Annotated in this window: 19 protein-coding genes; 15 read left to right on the forward strand and 4 right to left on the reverse strand. The window is 64.7% G+C overall.

Translation table 11 applies throughout. The features are described from left to right. The first annotated feature begins 47 nt into the window (after nt 1–47). From F5544_RS09675 to F5544_RS09695, 5 genes are all read left to right on the forward strand, one after another. Nucleotides 48–524: a hypothetical protein gene (locus tag F5544_RS09675; RefSeq protein WP_167472875.1), complete on the forward strand. Its 477-nt coding sequence runs from the start codon at nt 48–50 to the stop codon at nt 522–524. 22 nt (nt 525–546) lie between these two features. Next, a complete protein-coding gene (locus tag F5544_RS09680) occupies nt 547–873 on the forward strand; it encodes a hypothetical protein (RefSeq protein ID WP_167472876.1) in 327 nt (108 codons plus the stop codon). Further along, nucleotides 863–1,846: a nucleoside hydrolase gene (locus tag F5544_RS09685; protein WP_167472877.1), complete on the forward strand. Its 984-nt coding sequence runs from the start codon at nt 863–865 to the stop codon at nt 1,844–1,846. Before F5544_RS09680 ends, F5544_RS09685 begins: the two co-directional genes overlap by 11 nt. Nucleotides 1,847–1,917: 71 nt before the next feature. Continuing rightward, nucleotides 1,918–2,184: a cold-shock protein gene (locus F5544_RS09690; protein WP_167472878.1), complete on the forward strand. Its 267-nt coding sequence runs from the start codon at nt 1,918–1,920 to the stop codon at nt 2,182–2,184. A 183-nt stretch (nt 2,185–2,367) separates the two neighbouring features. Further along, a complete protein-coding gene (locus tag F5544_RS09695; protein ID WP_167472879.1) occupies nt 2,368–2,829 on the forward strand; it encodes a DUF4254 domain-containing protein in 462 nt (153 codons plus the stop codon). 110 nt (nt 2,830–2,939) lie between these two features. Here the strand turns inward: F5544_RS09695 and F5544_RS09700 are convergent, their stop codons facing one another. Further along, on the reverse strand, nt 2,940–3,701 hold the full coding sequence (locus tag F5544_RS09700) for an ESX secretion-associated protein EspG (RefSeq protein WP_167472880.1): 762 nt from the start codon (nt 3,699–3,701) through the stop codon (nt 2,940–2,942). After that, nucleotides 3,698–5,419, reverse strand: a complete 1,722-nt coding sequence (locus F5544_RS09705; protein ID WP_167472881.1) for a hypothetical protein — start codon at nt 5,417–5,419, stop codon at nt 3,698–3,700. The genes F5544_RS09700 and F5544_RS09705 overlap by 4 nt, the downstream gene beginning before the upstream one ends. 208 nt (nt 5,420–5,627) lie before the next feature. Between F5544_RS09705 and F5544_RS09710 the strand changes: the two genes are divergently transcribed. The 3 genes from F5544_RS09710 to F5544_RS09720 all read left to right on the forward strand — a co-directional run bounded on the left by F5544_RS09710 (nt 5,628) and on the right by F5544_RS09720 (nt 9,103). After that, nucleotides 5,628–5,948: a hypothetical protein gene (locus tag F5544_RS09710; RefSeq protein WP_167472882.1), complete on the forward strand. Its 321-nt coding sequence runs from the start codon at nt 5,628–5,630 to the stop codon at nt 5,946–5,948. A 12-nt stretch (nt 5,949–5,960) separates the two neighbouring features. Next, nucleotides 5,961–8,306 carry a hypothetical protein gene (locus tag F5544_RS09715; RefSeq protein ID WP_167472883.1) on the forward strand — a complete coding sequence of 782 codons (2,346 nt, stop codon included), beginning with the start codon at nt 5,961–5,963 and terminating at the stop codon, nt 8,304–8,306. A gap of 257 nt (nt 8,307–8,563) precedes the next feature. Further along, nucleotides 8,564–9,103, forward strand: a complete 540-nt coding sequence (locus F5544_RS09720; RefSeq protein WP_167472884.1) for a hypothetical protein — start codon at nt 8,564–8,566, stop codon at nt 9,101–9,103. 28 nt (nt 9,104–9,131) lie between these two features. Here the strand turns inward: F5544_RS09720 and F5544_RS09725 are convergent, their stop codons facing one another. Both F5544_RS09725 and F5544_RS09730 read right to left on the reverse strand, forming a co-directional pair. Further along, entirely contained in the window at nt 9,132–9,716 is a 585-nt protein-coding gene (locus tag F5544_RS09725) for a DUF3558 domain-containing protein (RefSeq protein ID WP_167472885.1), read from the reverse strand. Nucleotides 9,717–9,730: 14 nt separating this feature from the next. Further along, complete coding sequence (locus tag F5544_RS09730) at nt 9,731–10,129, reverse strand: hypothetical protein (protein WP_167472886.1); 399 nt, start codon at nt 10,127–10,129, stop codon at nt 9,731–9,733. A gap of 927 nt (nt 10,130–11,056) precedes the next feature. Between F5544_RS09730 and F5544_RS09735 the strand changes: the two genes are divergently transcribed. The 7 genes from F5544_RS09735 to F5544_RS09765 all read left to right on the forward strand — a co-directional run bounded on the left by F5544_RS09735 (nt 11,057) and on the right by F5544_RS09765 (nt 18,450). Beyond that, nucleotides 11,057–11,485, forward strand: coding sequence for a hypothetical protein (locus tag F5544_RS09735; protein WP_167472887.1), 429 nt, complete (start codon nt 11,057–11,059; stop codon nt 11,483–11,485). Continuing rightward, complete coding sequence (locus F5544_RS09740; RefSeq protein WP_167472888.1) at nt 11,482–12,249, forward strand: hypothetical protein; 768 nt, start codon at nt 11,482–11,484, stop codon at nt 12,247–12,249. The genes F5544_RS09735 and F5544_RS09740 overlap by 4 nt, the downstream gene beginning before the upstream one ends. Continuing rightward, entirely contained in the window at nt 12,246–14,270 is a 2,025-nt protein-coding gene (locus tag F5544_RS09745; protein ID WP_167472889.1) for a cutinase family protein, read from the forward strand. Before F5544_RS09740 ends, F5544_RS09745 begins: the two co-directional genes overlap by 4 nt. A gap of 11 nt (nt 14,271–14,281) precedes the next feature. Then, nucleotides 14,282–15,826: a peptidoglycan DD-metalloendopeptidase family protein gene (locus F5544_RS09750; RefSeq protein ID WP_238847176.1), complete on the forward strand. Its 1,545-nt coding sequence runs from the start codon at nt 14,282–14,284 to the stop codon at nt 15,824–15,826. Next, nucleotides 15,823–17,235, forward strand: a complete 1,413-nt coding sequence (locus tag F5544_RS09755; RefSeq protein ID WP_167472891.1) for a MinD/ParA family ATP-binding protein — start codon at nt 15,823–15,825, stop codon at nt 17,233–17,235. Before F5544_RS09750 ends, F5544_RS09755 begins: the two co-directional genes overlap by 4 nt. Before the next feature lie 50 nt (nt 17,236–17,285). Continuing rightward, nucleotides 17,286–17,681: a hypothetical protein gene (locus tag F5544_RS09760; protein ID WP_167472892.1), complete on the forward strand. Its 396-nt coding sequence runs from the start codon at nt 17,286–17,288 to the stop codon at nt 17,679–17,681. Nucleotides 17,682–17,823: 142 nt separating this feature from the next. Next, on the forward strand, nt 17,824–18,450 hold the full coding sequence (locus F5544_RS09765) for a hypothetical protein (RefSeq protein WP_167472893.1): 627 nt from the start codon (nt 17,824–17,826) through the stop codon (nt 18,448–18,450). The last annotated feature ends 7 nt before the right edge of the window (nt 18,451–18,457 follow it).

The raw sequence follows: 18,457 nt of genomic DNA on the forward strand, positions 1-18,457 counted from the left end.
GTTATCCCGAACTCGAATTAATCAATTATCCCGAAAGGAGAAATTCGATGCCTACCACAGCCATGCTCGAAACAAGTCATCACATATCGCCTCGAATAGTTGCCGAGCGGTGCGGGGTTTATCAGCGTGAATTCGGTTTGAACGCCTTCTATACCTATGACGGCATTTACGTGAGCGCCGGTTCGGTGATGGGGTTAACACTGCCGCGTCCACTGGCGGCGCGGGTGGTCGCCACCGAGGGTGTGGCACCGGTGCCGGTGGTCTCGATTCATCCGACGGTGTGGATGCTGCTGGCCGACGGCCCGGCCTCGATGGGGCAGTCCCAACGGATCGCGATGCGGCTGTTGCGATTCGGGGTGATGGTCGTGGTACCACGCGGGCTGATCGGGTTACCGACCCCCGGCGACGCGACCCGGGTGTGGATACGCCCGCCGCAGGGCCGGACCCGGCCCAGCATCACCGCCCTGGCGGATGCTGTCGCTGACACTGCCGCCGAGTTCGGGGACCGTCGTCGTGTCCGGTGACCGGTGGCCTCCGCATCTGTTCGTGACCGCCGAGAGCCGGTTCGCGGAAGTGCTGTGCCGGGTCGAGTTCTGCGAACCACTCACCCGGGCCCGCGCACACCAGCTCCACGACCTGCACCCCCATCATCCGCCCGACGACTGCCTGGTCCGGCTGGCCAGCCTCATCCGCCTGGCCGAAGGCGACACAGACGAGCTGTTGTTCGACATGGACACAGCCACGGCCACAACCGATTTCGCCGAACCCGCGCAGCAGGACACCGAAATCCGGTGCACCCGAATCGAATCCCACCGAATGTCTCGGACGGCTACCCGGAAACCACTGAAGGAGATACCTCGTCGTGAATGCTGAACCCGTTTCCCCCGTCACCCCGGCCGAGTTCGTCGGGCCCCTGGCGGCTATCGCGCCGACCCCGGTCGGTGACGATGCGCAGGTCTATGTGCTCGACAGCCAAATCGGTTACGACATCGACGAGTTGATCGCGTTGTGGGTGGCCGCGCGCACCATGAACCGGTTGATCGTGATCACCTCCGACGAGACCCGCGGGCGGCGCGCCGCGCTGGCGAGGCTGGTGCTGGATCTCCTCGGCCGCCCCGAAGTGCCCGTCGTCGCGGGCAGCGAACTGCCCGACAGCGACACCCGCTTCCTCTTCGCCGACTACCCCCTGCCCGTGGTCCCGGCAACCTATACCGATGCCGCCGAGGTCGTGGCCGTGCACGCCGAACACGCCCCGACCACGGTGATCGGGTTGGGCGCGCTGACCAATATCGCCGCAGTGTTGTGCCTGCACCCGCATCTGAGCGAGCAGATTCAGATCGTGCTGCAAGGCGGATGGCTCGACCACTACCGCAAACCCGATCGCGCCAGCCACAACCTGCACATCGACCAAACCGCCGCCGGAATCACCCTGCGCATGGCACACCGGCCCCGCCTGGTGCTGTCGACCCACACCAACCACGACCGGCTCCGCCTCACCCCGGACTCACCCCTGGTGACCTGGTTCCACACCACCGACACCCCCTTCGCCCAGCTGGCTGCGACCTACTGCGACCGCTGGTTCGCCCGCCGCCCACACGGCAGCTGGCAAGCCGACTCGGTCGCAGTCGCCGTCGCCCTCGGCGCCCGAGTCGCCCAGTTCCTCACCGAACCGATCCTCACCGGCCCCGACGCCCGCCTCTACCGGCACCCGACCGGGAAACTCCTCACCGTCACAACCTCGATCGACCACACCTCCTTCGACCACTGGCTGGCACGAGTCATCCCGCAAACCCGCCCCGACAACCCCGCCGCCGAAGCGATCAACGGCGGCGACGCCGACCGGTGACCAACCCTTCTCCAGCTCACCCGTATCTCCTGCCCCCATCCGACGAAATGACTGACAAGGAGCCTGTTCCCATGCCGACCGGTGTCATCAAGTTCTACCTCCCACAACGGGGCTACGGATTCATCGCCGGAACCGACGACGCTCCCGATATGTATGTGCCCGCCGCCGGACTGGCCGACCCCGACGCTGCCCCACCACAGGAAGGGGACACCGTCACCTACACCATCGCCCACGACGATCGCGGACGCCCCCGCGCCGACCACGTCCTGATCGTCCACCGCGCCTCGACCCCGACCACCTCGGCCCGGAAGCGAACCGGCCAGCAAGGACAACCATGACGCAAGCCCAGATCTTGACCCATCACGATCGTCGCCAAGACCCGTCGAGCCTGTCCCGTCACGCCCGGCGGGCCCAGATCATCGTCCAACAGCGGTGGGCGCTGAAAAGCGCAGCACATCAATGCATTTGAGGAATGAGAGGAGTTCTGAGTTGTGCAAGGTGATCGGTGAGGTGTGGTGGTCATGACAACGCCTCTGCCTTCGAAAGACATGATTCTGCAGGCGTGCGCCGGGACGGTAACCATCGACCATCCAGTGCTCCTGGCCGCATACGAGCTGATCAGCCTGCATGAAGCACGCCGTGACGCAGCCCCGGACGCGGTGGGCGTGATTGATCGCGAGCGTTCCCGATGGGTGCGCGCAATCGATAGCTGGGTTGATGGAGAGAAGCCTCCAACATTCAGCGCCGCATGTGTACATACCGAAACCGTGGGCATGGTTGTAGACCGCCTCGCCGAGTTCGCGGTCGCCGCGCGCGACACCCCGGCCTCGGATCCATCGGGTGAGCGAGTCCGCTCCGCACAACATCGACTCGATGAGCTGGCGCTTGCCTACAGTGACCTCGCTTTCGAGATCGCTTCCGGAGTGCGGCGTCTTCCGGACTTCGGATTCCCTGCAGAAGACCAAGATTCGAACCGCGCATAGGTATGGATCCACTGGCTTGTGGTCGGCGCGGCGCCATAGCTCCGGGCGCTCGGTGAGGAGAAGCAGGTTCGAATGCCGAGTGGGCGGAATCGCCGCTGCACCAAAGCAATTCAAGCATGAGCAAGTCGTGCGCGCTGAGTCAACTCGCGGGCGATGGTCGCTGCGGAGGCCGGGATGACGACACATTCGTCGTTATCGACGGTGATCAGGTAGCGGCCCGCCGCGGGTAGTCCGTCACGGATGTCGATCCAGCTCGAATAGGACGGAGGATGTTGGTGTCGAGCGTGTGGTGACTGTTCGATGCGGAGATGGCCTTCGGCGTTGCGTGGTAGGCGCAGTAGGGCGCGAATTCGCTCCTCCGGCGGATATTCGCCGCTGCGCGCTGGTGTCCATGACGTGGGGGGTTCGTCGCCTCGGACACGTGGGGTGTAGCCGATCATCTTTTCCACGGTGCCAGCGGGTGCGGGCGGCATGGTGGCGGCGATGTGTTTGCCGAGGTTGTGGCGTTGGGTGACTACCAGTTTGATGTCGCCGCCGAAATCGGCTGTGGTGCCGGACTTTTGGAACAGGATGACCCCGAGGTCGGCGACTGCGAGGCCGAGGGCGCGGACTCGCTTGTGGGAGTTGTGGGATAGGCCTTTGCAGACAATGCGTACGTCGGGGTTGGCGAGCGCTCGGAGCGGCCCGGTCAGATCCGGGTCGGCGTGGCGAGGATAGCGTGTGCTGATTTCCGCGGTTAAGCGCGCGTATTCGTCTGTGGTGGTTGGTGTTTCGATGATCCTGATTGGATCCGGGTACTCGTCGAGCCCGGTTTCGGCCCAGACCCAGGCGAATTCGTCCGGAGTGAAGTTCCAGACCGTCTGTGTCTTCACCGATCGGTGCTCGCAGGTGGAGGGGTCTGCTCGGTGCCCGGTTCGGTTGCCGCAGACGAGGTTGTTTCCATGCTCCAGCCGTATTCGGCCAGTAGATCATCGATCGCCGGTCCGGTCCCGGAGAACCCTCCGGTGTCGGAATTGCTTGCAGCGCTGTCGGTTTCACCGCCACCAGGCGTCGCGGTGCTTGGTGCAGGAGGTATAGGGGCGGGCGGGATCGGCGGGTTGGCCGGTGGAGGTGTGGTCGGGTAGTCGACGCTCGCCACGCTCGGTGTCGACGCAACGGATAGCACCGGCGGCGGTGGTAGCGGATCTGTCCTGAACAAGGGGTCGTCTTCATGGATCAGGTCGGCGCCGATGACGCCCACCGGTGTCTCCAACCCGGCGGTCCAGTCGTCGGCGACTCCGCGCAGGTAATCGGGTGCGCGGTGTTCGCCTTCGTCGTCCTCTTTGCGTCGGCCAGCCGCACCTGGTGCCATCGGTCCTGTCGATGTGCGGGTCGCTGCTGATCGTGCGGCTTTCGATGTTCCCGGCAGCGGTGCGCCCGTTCCCGGCACGCCTGGGATGGGTGCGCCAGGGCGTGGGGTGCCGGGGCTTCCCGTTCGGGCGTCGGTTCGCGGTGTGTTGGATACCGGCTGGCCAGGGCTGGTGCGCGTAGGGCTGGGCGTTCCCGGTGAGGTGGGGGAGGGGCTGAGCCCAGCAGGTGTTGTCGTCGTGGCCGGGCTGGTCGGTGTTGCAGAGGGTTGTCCGGTCCTGGTGGGGTTGACGGTCGACGGGTTGGTGCTGGACGGGTTCGTCGAGGTCGGTTGAGTACCGGTGGGATCCTTGGGATTTTGACTGGACGGGTCTTGCGGCGCGGCAGGGTCTTTGCCGGGAGTCTTGCTCGGATCGTTCGAGTCCGTCGGGTGCGGGCCGGTGCTCGGATCAGGGCTCGTTGTCGGGCTGCCGACGTTCGCGTCGGGGTTGGCCGCTACCTGCGCCACATCGGCATAAGTGGGCACCCCGGATCCAGACGGAGGGAAGCTTCCCTTGTAGATCGTGTTCAGGGCGCGGATAGCGGCTTGGCGTGCTTGCTCTTTGGCGGAGTCCTGCTGATCGGAGAAGCTGGGGTTGATCAGCCCCGGCAGTATCGACTCCACCTGGTTGTTCGGGTCGGGGGTCACGGTCGTGGTGGCGGGTGGTGCCTGGACCGCGAGCTTGACCGCCTCGGCTGCCCAGGCGAGGCCATCGAGGCGGGAGCTCATGGATTCGAAAACGCGTCCGACCTGATTGGCGACATGCCCGTACAGCTGCGACGCGGACTGTGCCGCGCTGCCGCTGGCACCTTGCCAGAGGCCGTTGCCGAAGACTCGGTTCATACCCATGAGGTTGAAGGACGCGGCATTGACCACATCGGAATAGCAGTCGTACCAGGTCTGTCGCATCGAATGCAGACCGGCCGCGTCCATCCCGCCGCTGCCGTCGGCACCGCCATGCACCGCGGCGTACAGGGCCTCGAGCGTCATGCCCTCGAAGTGTTCATCGGTCTGGACGTAATCCGGGTCGGTTCCGGCACCGAGCTCGGCATCGTGGCGCTGGGTGGTGGCCTTCGCGTCCGCGGCTTTCTGCACTGCTGCCTGAGCGCTGCCCTGGTCGATGACATCCTGCAGACCTACTGCCGAAAGCCCGGTCGGCTTGTCGTGATCGCCCATGTGGTTCTCCCCCTTGATGAGCTGCAAGGCCAGTACCCCTGAGCGGTCAGACTAACACGGCTGCCGGACAACGGATCTCGATGAGACGGGCTTCGAGCACGCCAGTACATGTTGACGGGCATGTCGCGCCAAAAGCTAAGCCCGCCATGGCATTCGGCCTGGTCGCGGGTAGACCCGCGATGCTAGGGTGGCCTCGTTCATGCCGGTTGGAGTCACCGCTGACGAGGGGGGCTTTGTGGATACGTTCAAGGCGGATCTGGAGATCCTGGGCAAGCTCGGGTCGACACTGCGGGAGTTGGCGCGCGACGCCGACGCGGTCAAGCCCAAGCGAGACCACGACGCATCGAAGCATTCACCGCTGTTGTCGGCCACCGCGGCCGACCTGATCGAGCGGGAGCTGTTCCTGGAAACGCTTATGCCGACCATCACCGAACGGCTGACCGAAACCGGGGACGTCATGGCCAGCGTGGCTCGGCAGTACAAGGACAGCGACGGGAGCAACGCGGACATGATCCTGGACCTGTATCGCAAATCGACCGGCGACTGGACCGCATAAAGGACACCGCACGTGACCCCGAAATCCTGGATCGAGCAGTGTGATCCGTCCGTCCTGACCGCAACCGGCGACTCGTGGATCGCCTTCGGGACCGACCTCGAGCACCTCTTCGACCGCTATGTCGACGCGGTCACCAAGGTCAACGGCACCTACTGGGAAGGCCAGTGTGCCCAAGCCGCCCACGACCGCGCTACCGCGGACCGGAAGACGATCCAGACGATCGCCGAGAAGATCAACGCGGTCGCTCAGCGCGCCAAGCAAGGCTACGACGAGATCGACGCTCCGTTGCGTCGCGCCCGCGGTGCCCTCATCGAGGCCAACCGCCGCGGCTACACCATCGCCGACAACCTCGCCCTGAGCATTCCACCAGGCAAATCCGTCTCTGAGGATGACAAACGCGCGCTGCTCGAGCTACAGAACGAACTGAACGGGGCATTCCGCTCCACTGTCGACGCTGATAACAAGGTTCGCGAAGACCTCAACAACGCCCGCGCCGGGTTGCGTGCCGCGTTCGTCTCTACAGCCGCGCTGGGCGCCGACAAGGGCAAATCCGACGGCACAGACCTGACCACCCAACCAGTCAACCTCTCGGCAGAGGGGATCCAGCGCCTCATCGACGCCGGCCAACTCACACCGGATCAGATCACTGCCTTGCAGCGCGGAGATACCGCGACCATCCCCGCCTCGCAAATGGAATACCTCAACGGGCTCAGCCGAGCACTCGACGGCAAGAGTCCACAGGAAATCCAGCAGATCATGAGCAAGCTGCCGCCGGACGCACAAAAGGCGCTCGCGAATTCATTCCAGATCATCTCAAACCCGTCGATCAACGCCGGAGCCGTCGACGACACGAAGCTACCCAACAACGGCAAAGGCTCCTTGGGATTGCTGCCCAAGCAGATCCGGGAGTCACTGACCCGCGAGGACCTGGTCACCAACAAGTCGAAATACCTCGTCGACCACGAGATCAACCTCAACGGCGTCGCCGACAACCAAGCCATCGCCAAAATGATCGGCACCGGTGATCCGCAGTACCGACTCGGCAGCGATGTCGACCGCAAACTGCTCGAGGTCGGCTCGAAGTACCTCGACGGATACGAGCAGTACAAAAACTCCTCCCACGGCCTGATCGACGGGACCTCACTCAAGGTCGATGGCGGCGACGGCAACCAATTCCTCACCCAACGCGGGATGCGCATCTCCGAGGACATGTTCGACGCTGCGGGCAAGGACAAGGCCGCCGTCCAAGAACTGGTCACCGGCAAAGACCACGACAAGCTATTCAAGAACATCTTCACCCACGAGTGGACCGATCAGGGGACCGCTGTGTCGTCGATGTTCAAATTCAGCGATAATGACGCGGTTGTCCATGATCCGAACAATTCGGTCGAGGTGAAGACTTCGGAGCGGCAGGGCAAAATCATGAGCTCTGTTGCCGAGTACATCGCCGGGGAGGGCGACCCCGATAAGCGATGGAAGGAACTGACCGGCATTGATTACCAAGGAAAACATAATGCTGGCGCGCTCAACCCAGAACTCATCAAAGGGCTCTCCGATGGGATGTCCCCATATGTTGATGCGCTAGCGGGTCATCAGCGTCCCGAATTACCGGGTTTCGACATCCCGCGCCATGTCAATGGTGACAAAGTGACAAGCTGGCTCGACCCCGAAGGTAACCGGACCTACAGGGGCACAGCCAATATCTTCGCGTTGATGGACACGAACGACAAGGCCGGCAACCAATTCAACAGCGCCGCTCTCGCGAGCGTCGTACGCAACGAGGCGGCCTACGCGCTGAACCCGAATCTGCCAGGAGCCACCGACGGATTGATGACGGCCGGCAGACTCAGCGGTTTGGTGGACAAAGGTTTGTTCATGGATTCCAAGGCCCAGCATGATGGAGACTATGCCGACGCAAAGGACATGTGGGAACGTCGACGCAACGCCTACGATGGGATCAAATCGGTACTGGGTCGCGGATTCACGGAGTCACTGCCGTTCGGGAAGAGTGTCGGTGACATCATCACAGCTGGTGGCGACGATATGAAAGCTGGCTATACCGGCGAAAAACCCGAGGTAGCCGAGACACGCACGGTAGCGCCGCCGAACTTCACCCAACGTAACTACGAGGTGCTATCTTTCGCCCAAATCCCTCCAGAACTCCAAAACAACTATCAGGATCTCTTCGAGAATGGAAAACTCAAGTCCTGGGAGTCGATTCAACTGGACCCGAAACAGGAACGCCTGACCTCCGAGGTTGCCGAACTGTTCAACATGCTCGGACGGCATGACGGCCACGGCGAAACGTTCCGAAACTCCTACAGCGATATCGTTCGGGGCATCCAGGGGGCCAAGTGAAGTGGGAGCGCCTACTCAAGCGGTGGCCATGGGCGGTGGCATTTTTTTCCGTCGCTCTTGTTGGCTCTCAGGTGTACGCGTGTGCCACTAAGCCAGCACCGCCGGAGTCGGATATCCCATATGCCAATATATGGTCGGCTGATGCTGGAGTCGATCTCTTCGCGCGTGGAGCGGAACTCATTCGTGCTTCCCATGAGTCCGCGTGGCTGGTCAAGAACGGTGGTCTGAGTCGCGCGTATTCCGGGTATCGTGAGGCATTGGTCGATATCGGCAATGAATCAAAAATGGAGTACTTCTTCACCCAGACCGAAAAGGGAACGGAGGGCCCCGACTGGGTCAAGGATGCGAACGAGAACTTCTACAATCACATCACCGCATACTCTGCCGACGACAAGACGGTTACCGCGACCGTCTGCCGATACGTTGTACCTACTAAGGGGTTGGAAAAAGGGCAGACACAGTCGAATATCTTGACCCTCGACATGTCAGTTGTCGACATTCGATTGGAAAACTCGTCTAGTCAGCCTGGAAAGGCTGGAATTGCCAACCGAGACCCAGCCACACACGACCCAGCGGCCCACCGGCCGCCGGGATGGAATGTGTTCGGAACATGGAAGATCACCAGGATCAGCAGGAACCGGGACTTCGACCCAGAAGGCTGCAAAGCTTGGTTCAAGCAGCAACTTCCAGACCTACGAGAAGTACCCGAATCGAAGCTACTGAAGGTGCCTGATTCTTTCGAGATCCCACCCAGGGCGCTCGCCGCCCAATACCCCGAATGGATCCGACAACAGTAAATTAGTCCTCGGTTCGGGCGGTAGCCCTCTATGCGGAGCCCAAGGTCGGCTCTATAAGCCCGGCGACATCGCGGATCCGGTCGCACGGCTTTTCGCTGGTGAACGGCCCACTTACGCTTGTCTGGACGTCCAGGGATCCATCATTTGTCTTCATAACTATGAAGCAGGATTCCGCATCCGGTCGGTTGTAAGTGATCGCATCCCGGCCGTTAACCTTTATTTCGGTAGCCGAGATGCCTTCTCGTTTGCGGAATTCATCCAGAGTGATGTTCGTCGAGCTGATCGTCAGCGTGCGAGTAGGAACATTCTGCCCTCGTACTACTTCTTTGTGGTCAAATTTGCAACCGATGAATGAGTAGGTGTCGTGGATTTCGTCGTCTCTCTCGCGGGTGCTGGGGTCGAATCCCGCCTGCGATACAACGGTGTCACTTACATTTGTGCATGGATCAAAATTTATAGACTGCCGACCCTGATTGTACTGCGTCGGAGCAGGCTTGACAGAAACTGAGATGCTTGGCGGCCTCGGCGTGGACGACGCACTCGGAGATTTGTTTTCCGTTTCGCTTGATGAGCATCCGGTGATGAGCAGGGCAATGGAGATCAGCGGCGTCACGATCAAGATGCGACTCATAGGCGCGTGTCATTCCTCATTGTGGATTCGTTCAAGAACTTGAGCGTATCGGCGTTGCGCTGATCCGCCTCTTCTATCAGACCGCCTGCACGGAGGTAGGCTTCCTGCAACCTCATCGCACCTTCGATGAGCTGGCTGATGACCTTGATGCCCTCGCCTGCTTTTCCGGAGAAGCCGGCCTGTAGCTCTTGCCCTGAAGAAAACCCTCCAAAGCCTTTGCGGTCGCGTAGTGTATTGAGCTTGTTTCGTACGCCAATCAGTTGCTTGATCATCGTGTCGTACAGCCGCACAGCCTCCCGTACAGCCTGCTCATCGAACTTGATGCTCCCTGCCCGCGCGGCTTCGTTGAATGCCTTGATCTCGTTGCTGCCGAAGTTGATCTGCACGTCGGCCATCGCTACCCCCGATCGAGTGTCTTGGTCGAGGCTATCAGCCGCCCAGCGCGGCGAGCCTGCTTGTCTTTCATGACACGCTCCGAGGTTCCTCATGGACCACGAGCCGTCAACTCCGGCGCTGCGGCATCAGACCAGTCTGGCGGTACAACAAGCTCGGACTTGGAGACTGCACCTACATTTTCTTCCGTGGGCAACCTTGTCACCGCATCGAACTCGCAATGTCGAGGGGCTGACCTGGCAATTTGCTATCGGGTTGCGCTGTCGAGTGATCGGTCTTACATTGGATGTGCGTCCTCTTCTTGAGGGTTCCCGGTGATCGCTGGCAGCGGATCCGGATGTAGCGCCACAAGAGCACGAACAGCGCGGTAAACGCGTAGTTGTGCTGTGGCTTCCCGACACGTGAGGTGACCGGCGCTGTTGCGTCGGAGCCGCTGGTCGGTGCGCATTCGCCTCGATCCTGTTCGAGCATCGTGTGCCGCGAACGGCGTTGATCGCCTGCGGTTTTCGCGGTCGTCGGCGGGGTCGCCGTGGAAGTGGGTCCGCCAATGCGGGAGTCCAGTCGCGATCAACGTCCCCGTTGTCGTCGAGTTTTCATTGCCAGTGCGTTGCCGGTCGCTGCTGCCGAAGCGTGCAGCGATCTCGCGGTAGCCGAGTCCGGGCAGGTCGGCGTCCTGTCTGGTCAATCGGGTGTGGCCGGGCCCGTCATGCCCAGTGGCGGGACAGTGTCCGGTGTTGAGGCCGTGGTGTGTCAGGTCCGTGGGATGGTCGTCGAGATCACGCGACAGTTCGCGCAGGTGAGACGGCACATTGACCGGTTGGTGGATGCCGCCTTAGTCCGCCTGATGTCCGGACTCGCGCGGCGGGTGCGGCGACAGCTGTATGGACAGCTGGGCCGGCCACGCCCCAGCGCCGACGGGTGGCTCGGCGATGACTAGCACGCAAGGGCCGCTGGATGGCTTCCTCACCGCGTTGGATCTGGAGCGAGTGGCTGCGACAGAGCTGCGTCACCTCGCGGACGCCGACACACAGGGCAGCAGGGTTTCCGACCTGACCGATTTGTCTGAGGACCTCGACGTTCGTTGGACGCAGATCGAGTCTCGGCGAGCACGTGACGGCGCCGTTAGAACTCGTCGCAGACTCGCGCTGACTGTGGTGAGCGTGTGCGTGGTGACCGGCGTGGTCGCCATAGTCGTATTCCTGCACGACACCGACCGAATCGGTGCGCCTATCCGCCCCCCGATGGCCACGGACCTGAACAGCTCGGGGCAGGGTCCCGCTGCGCAGGCGGGCAGGCAGACCATGACCACCACGGTCGTGGACGGCGGGGTCCTGATCACGGGGATCAATGCGCGATGAGCACCGCGTTCGAACTCGAAGAGCTGGCGTTCCCGCAGCAGATCGCTCCTGCGGTCCTGGTTGTCGGGACGGGCGGCGGCGCAGGCGTGACCACCACGACGTGGGGACTGGCGGCGGCCATCGGTGCGACCACCGACTGGGACGCGGTCGCCGTCGATGCGACTACCGCCGGCGACGACCTCGGCCTGCGCGGAGCCGACGAGCTGATGCGGCCGATGTCGTTGCAATCCTGGCTGAACGAAATCGCCGACGGCGCAACGTCGATCACGCGCGAACTGCTGCTGTCATCAAGCATCGGCGCGGGGTTGCTATGGCGAGACGACACAGCGTTGCCCGCACGAACCACCATCGGCACGACCGCGCGACTGCTGAGGATGTCGGGCTATCTGGGCATCTACGACGGCGGCGGGCACGTCTCGGCTAGGCGGCTGCTGCCGCTGATCTGCGACGGCCACACCCGCCTGATTGTCGCGACCCCGGCTCGACGCGGCGCCGCGAACCGGTTGTTTGCAAGTCTGAAATGGCTTGAGCACAACCTCGGCGGCGACGTCGTCGCCGACACCACAGTTGTTGTGACGCACCAGGATCAGCGAACGGAATCCGTCGCTGACGAGATCCGCCGAAGCCTGAGCGGCTGGGTGCGTGACGTGTTCGAGATTCCCTACGACCCGCATCTGGCGGGTGGGGTCGCTATCAGCGTCGACCAGCTGCATTCCTCAACCACCACGGCCTACGCCGACATCGTGATGGGAGTCGGCCTGTGAAGCGACCGATCGCCACCCCCGCAATCTGGATTGCGGCACTCGCCGCGACCGCAATGCTCGCCGGAACGACACCCGCCGTCGCCGCACCTGCACCGGCAGACCCGAGCGGATCGGGATGCCCCTCGGTGGCGGGGATCTTTGTGCCCGGCACGTGGGAAACCAACCCGCAGGCCGACCCCGCACGCCCGATCGGGCTGCTCGCTCCGATCGGCACCGGACTCGCCGAGCGGTTTGGTGAGCGGTTCCTGGCCCGATTTCCCGGCTATAGCGCCTCAGCGTGGGACCGCGGGATGAGCTACGGCGCCAGTGAGGCCACTGGCATCACGGCCGCCAGCGCAGAGATCACCGATCTCGCTCAACGCTGCGGCGCAGCGAAATTCGTGTTGTCCGGTTACAGCCAGGGCGCCGACATCATCGGCGACCTCGCCGCGAGCATCGGCTGCGGCAAAGGACCGATCCCGCCGGAACGTGTGATCGCGGTCGGGTTGATCGCCGACCCGAAGCAAGGCACGGCGGGCGGCAAAGTCGTCGGCCCTGCACTGGACGGGCAGGGCATCGCCGGACCGCGCCCTGGCGGGTTTTGCCAGCTGTCGGCCGTGACCGCGCAATTGTGCGATCCACGGGACAAGTACTGCAACACCAACGCCGCGACCAACCCGATCCTGGCCGGCCTGGGCCGGATCCTCAGCGGGAAAAACGACCAACCCTCCGCGCCTGGGCCCGACGGCGCGCTAGCCGTCGGCGACAACCCGGCAGGTGCCACCGACCAGGCGGGTGCGCTCGGCGTCGATGCGGGGCAACTGCAGGCACTGACCCAGTCGCTGATATCCGATTTCGGGCGCGGCGATCTGCCGAAGCTGGCTGCCGATCTCAATACCGTTGTCTCACAGGCCCTGTCCGGACGAATCGACCCCGGCGCGGTCACGGCGGTGCAGGACACATTGCGGTCTCTGACTGATCTGCTCGGCTGGACAGGCGGCAATCCATCGGCGACCGAACGGCTCGCACACGCACCGGCCGGGTCGCCCGAACACCAGGCGAGCCAGGTGCTGACCGCTGCGAAGAACAGCGACCTCGGCACGGCCCTGGATTCGTTGGCCACGATCGCTACGCAGGCTACACAGGCCAGCGGAGGTCCCGCGCCCGATGTCGCCGGAGCGGCGAACGCATTGGTGTCCTCGACCGCGCCGCTGACCGCGATGTCCGCGGACACCTTGTCGCAAGCGACGACGGTGTTGTCGATCCTGAAACCGTCGATGGTGTTCGAGCAGGTGGTCAACGTCGCGACCAACACCCTCGGCTTCGCCACCAATGTCCCGAAGATTCTGGACACCCTGCGCCAGATCGCCACCATCGTCGCGGACGGCGGCATAGACCTGCCCGCGAAAGTCCGTGGCCTACACGAGCAGTTCGGCACCTTGAACAACCTGTGCAACCCCCTGGTGAAAATGGCCGCTGGGGTCGACCTGCACGCGGTGTCGAAGCTGCTGGCAGTGATCCCAGACCCACAGGGCGTCGCCCAGATCGCGTCGGTGATCGTCGGCATCCTGGCGAACCTGGACGTCGTCAAGCTCGCGTTGCAGGTCGGCGGGCTCCAAGAACAACTCTGGGGCATCGCTGAGGCGATCACCGGCGGCGGCGACCTCGTCGACATCGGCGCCCGGCTCGTCGGCCTGATTCCGACGTTGCTCGGGTTCGCCACCACCGCGGTGAACACACTGACTGGAGCCGCCAAGACCCCCACTGCCGCGCTCGATACCCCGCAGTCGGGCGCACCGACAGCCTCGATGAGCGGCGCGTCGAACCTGGCGGGACTGGCCGAGTCCTTGGTCAACAGCGCATCGCGAGGCGCGGCTGACCTCGGCCAACTGATCGCCGACGGCGTCTCTGCTGCATCGTTCTTCGCCTCGGGCGCGCATCAGGGCTACGACCGATTCGTCGTCGATGAGTCCGGGCGCACCGCTGTCACGTGGCTGACGGACTGGTTCGCCGGGCGTATCCGGCAGGTCGGAGCCGTGTGATGAGCGCGGACATGACGGTGACTTCCGGCGGCAAGGCGATCATGGTCATCGGACTGGTTGTCTTGGCGGTCGTCATGCTGATCATCGTCTCCGGTCGATCCCGGCATACCGACCCCACCTGTCTTCCCGACATGCCCCGGGGCGAGACGTCTCGTGGGACCGCCCGTGTCGTGATGCCGATGGCGGCAGGCACTTTCGTTCCGAGTTCGCCGTACGGGCCTCGGGGAGGAGAGTTTCATCGCGGACAGGATTTCGCCGCCGCGGTCGGCACGCCGATCTACTCGGCCACCGACGGCACGGTGGTGGCAGCCGGGCCTGCCGACGGGTTCGGGAATTGGATCGTCATCGACACCACGGATAGTGACGGCCGGACTGTCTCGACGGTCTACGGGCACATGTCGGCCGCGGGCGTGCTTGTCCACACGGGCGACACCGTGCGAGCAGGCCAGCACATCGCCGATGTCGGCAATGAGGGCGAATCGTCCGGGCCGCACCTGCATTTCGAAGTCGTGCCCGGGGGACGGCTGTCCGGCGGCAAACAGACCGATCCGATGCGATGGCTAACCAGCCGCGGTGCGGACGGCACCGCGACGGACGCCGCCGTCCTGGTCGCCAACCGCGGCGGGTTGATCGGGCGACCCGGTTACCGCAGCGGGTGTGGCCCTTCGCCGGGTGCGGCGCGACTGAAGGTGGGCTCGGTGCCGGGGGCGTTCGAGCCGTGGATCGCCCGCGCGGCCGCACTGTGCCCGGAGGTGACCGCGCCGCTGCTGGCCGCCCAGTTGCAGCAGGAGTCCGGGTTCAACGTGGACGCGCGCAGCCCCGCAGGCGCGGTCGGGCCTGCCCAGTTCATGCCCGGGACGTGGGACGCGCACGGAGTCGACGCCGACGGCGACGGCCGAAAGGATCCCCGTAGCATCCCCGACGCCGTCTTGAGCCAGGGCCGCTACGACTGCGAACTGGCCGCCACCGCGAAACATGGCCTGGCAGAAGGCGCATTGCGCGGCGACCTCACCGAACTGTGGCTGTCGATGTACAACTGCGGCGCCGGGGAGACCCTGCGGCAGGGACAGGTCTGCCAGAACGACGAGACCCGCAATTACGTGCGCGCCATCCCGGCCGCCGCCCGCGCGTTCGCCAGCAGTGAATCGGTCGGCTCCTCGGTCGGCGCGGCGATCGTCGCCGAGGCGATGCACTGGAGTGGATACCCCTACGTGTGGGGCGGCGGCGGGCCAGACGGACCCACCGCAGCCCAAGGCGGCGCGCCCGGATTCGACTGCTCCGGCCTCACCATGCGCGCGGTCGCCGTCGCCACCGGAGGCCGGATCATCCTGCCGCGCACCAGCCAGGAACAAGTCGACGATCCGCGTGGGACTCCCGTACCGGAATCGGAGATCCAGCCGGGAGACCTGGTCTTCCCCGCCGGGCCCGCGCCGGGCCACGTCGCCGTCTACGTGGGCGACAAAACCGTCGTGCATGCCCCGCACACAGGCGACGTTGTCAAGACCGCCCCCATGAGCGTTGTCGGCTCCAACCCGTCAGTCAGGAGATTCGGATGAGCACCGAACACCACCACCAGCAGCAACCCCAGCCGGACGACATGTCGGCGGCCACCCAACCGGCCCACGGCCAGGGCGGCACAACGGAATACAACGCCGAGGCGATCGTAGACCTGCGCCGCCAGCGCCTGCGTCCAAGCCCGGGATCAGGCGGGCCGTTGGAGCCGGACGGTGCCGTCGAGGATCCCGACGAGGCCATCGGAGACCTGGAGGAGTCGATCCCGGACCCGTACGGGGTCGGGCAACACAATCTGCGGCCCGACACCATTCCCGGAGACGATGGCCACCGGGCTCGTCCGGTCGTGCTCAAACAGGCCGACGGCGTAGACACCGACCCGGCCGAATGGGGCTGGCGCGGCCGGGTCAACGCGTTCGGGGTCCGGCTGCGTCCCCCTCGCGACGGCAGCGAGGTCGCCTATCGGCGCGCAGTCGAACGGATCCGGCAACCATTGCCGGGCACCCCGGTGATCCTGGTCGCCAACCCCAAAGGCGGCACAGGAGTCACCCCGGTGACGATCGTGCTGGCCAACATCTTCGGCGTGCACCGCGGCGGCAGCGTCGTGGCTTGGGACGCCAACGAATCCCGCGGCACCCTCGCCGCGCGCGCCGCGGTCACCACAGACACCGAGCCGACCGTGGTCGACGTGTTGGCCAATGCACGCGCGTTGTGCTCCCCGGCTGCGGACGCCTCGAGCCTGGCGCGGTACCTGCGACTGCAACCCACTCTCGACGAAGTCCTGGCCTCGGATCACTCGGGCCGCCTTGAGGTGATCGGGCGTAACGAGTGCGCGGCGATCATGGCGGTGCTGAGACGGCACCGGTCCATGGTGGTGATCGACAGCGGCGACAACGACCGTGCAGAACCGTTTTCCTGGTCGGTCGATAACGCCACTCAGCTGGTTGTGCCGCTGGTGTGCCGCCGCGACGTCGCCTACATGGCGCTGAAAATGCTCGACACGATCGCCGCGGACGGGCGCCGGGACCTGGTGACCGGAGCGGTGGTCACCCTCGCCGCACAATCCGGGGCCGAACCGGCCGCACGCGAGGCGATCGTCGGCGCGCTCGAACACGCAGGCATCACCCGAATCGTGGATGTGCCGCACGACCCGGTGCTGGCGGGAGGTGAGCGCATCGTGTGGTCGCGCCTGGCGGCCTCGTCGGCACGCGCATGGACACAGGTGGCCGCGTCGGTCGCAGACGGGCTCGCTGAAGCGTTGACTCGCATGTCGGCACCGCTGGAAGCGGCCTACCTTCCCGACAGCTACCGCACCCCGAGCAGCCTCGACCCCCAGCGCTGCCGCCGCTGCACCCCCGATGACACGCACACCGGCACGCGGTGCGGATCCGGCTGTCCGAGCGCGAACGTCGCGGTCCCCCACCACGGCCGGCCCTACGGCGAACGGCGGTGAACGCCATGACAACCCAACCGCACCCACCGTCACGCAGAAAGGTCACACCCATGACAACCATGACCCGGTCACAACGGCTGCGCACCGCCTGGCGAACTGCGGTAAGCGCTGCCGTAGCGTGCCTGATCGTCACGATCAGCGCCGCGACAGCCGAAGCGGCGATCCCCAACCCACTCGGGGGCGTCGCCCCCGATTTCGGGCTGTTCGGACAGGCCATGGACTCCACCTGGAAACGCCTCGTTGCGTTCATCTGGGCCCTGGTACTGATCGGCTGTGTCGTGCGAGTGATCGTCGGCGCCTTCAAAGTGCGCCGCGCCAAAGCCCGCGGCTATACCAACGACCTGGCCGAAGGCTCCGAGGAACTACAAGACGCCCTGATCGCCCTCGGTCTAGTCGCGCTGGCCTCGCCGATGATCGGCACCGTCCTGTTCGTCGTCGGCGGCTGAGCCCGGCCGTACACCGAAGGGAAACCCTATGAGCACCACAGGATTCGGGTCACTCTCGCCCGACGCCGAGTCGCCGTCCACACCACCGGCACGCCCGGGAGCGGCAGGCTCGCGACGACGTAGGCTCGCACCACCAGTATCGATGCGGTGGCTGCTGGCCGCGGGCGCCGCCGGTCTGCTCTTCATAGTGGCCCCGTTGTCGATGCACGGCTGCAGCGACAACAGTCCGGGCGGCGGGCAAGTCCGCGCGGGACACGGACCGACCAACGTGACCGGTGGGGTGCCGACCGGCTACACCCGTGACCGGGCAGGCGCGGCTACCGCAGCGGTCAACATCGTGCAGGCGCTGACGCAGGCCGGGCAAGGCCGCGTGACAGCGTCCGCGGTGCGGTCGGCGTTGGCCGCGTCGAATCCCGGACCGGGGTTGACGAAATCGCTGGACATCGCGTCCGGAGGTGAGCACGACAGCAATGTCCTCAACGTGCTGCCCGCGGCGGTCACCGTCAAATCGGTGAACGCCGACACCGCCCAGGTCGCGGTCTGGACCGTCGCGGTCTCACGAGACTCGATCGCCCCCGGTGACCCGGTTTCGGTCATGACGCTGTGGTCGAGCACCACCGTGTCGCTGGTCTGGGAACACGGCGACTGGAAAGCCAAAGACCTCGTCACCCACAACGGACCGACTCCGGACCAGGTCGTGGCCCCCGGCTCCGGATCACCGCTGACCCGTCCTCTCCAGGGCGGCTACTACACCTTCTACGTCGACTAGGGGCCCG

The sequence above is a fragment of the Nocardia arthritidis genome, from assembly GCF_011801145.1.
Lineage (GTDB): Bacteria > Actinomycetota > Actinomycetes > Mycobacteriales > Mycobacteriaceae > Nocardia > Nocardia arthritidis_A.

Coding starts and splice junctions, on each gene's coding strand:
- F5544_RS09730 (WP_167472886.1), bottom strand. CDS start 10,129: ATGGCCGACGTGCAGATCAACTTCGGCAGCAACGAGATCAAGGCATTC.
- F5544_RS09695 (WP_167472879.1), top strand. CDS start 2,368: ATGACAACGCCTCTGCCTTCGAAAGACATGATTCTGCAGGCGTGCGCC.
- F5544_RS09760 (WP_167472892.1), top strand. CDS start 17,286: ATGACAACCATGACCCGGTCACAACGGCTGCGCACCGCCTGGCGAACT.
- F5544_RS09690 (WP_167472878.1), top strand. CDS start 1,918: ATGCCGACCGGTGTCATCAAGTTCTACCTCCCACAACGGGGCTACGGA.
- F5544_RS09740 (WP_167472888.1), top strand. CDS start 11,482: ATGAGCACCGCGTTCGAACTCGAAGAGCTGGCGTTCCCGCAGCAGATC.
- F5544_RS09755 (WP_167472891.1), top strand. CDS start 15,823: ATGAGCACCGAACACCACCACCAGCAGCAACCCCAGCCGGACGACATG.
- F5544_RS09750 (WP_238847176.1), top strand. CDS start 14,282: ATGACGGTGACTTCCGGCGGCAAGGCGATCATGGTCATCGGACTGGTT.
- F5544_RS09735 (WP_167472887.1), top strand. CDS start 11,057: ATGACTAGCACGCAAGGGCCGCTGGATGGCTTCCTCACCGCGTTGGAT.
- F5544_RS09675 (WP_167472875.1), top strand. CDS start 48: ATGCCTACCACAGCCATGCTCGAAACAAGTCATCACATATCGCCTCGA.
- F5544_RS09765 (WP_167472893.1), top strand. CDS start 17,824: ATGCGGTGGCTGCTGGCCGCGGGCGCCGCCGGTCTGCTCTTCATAGTG.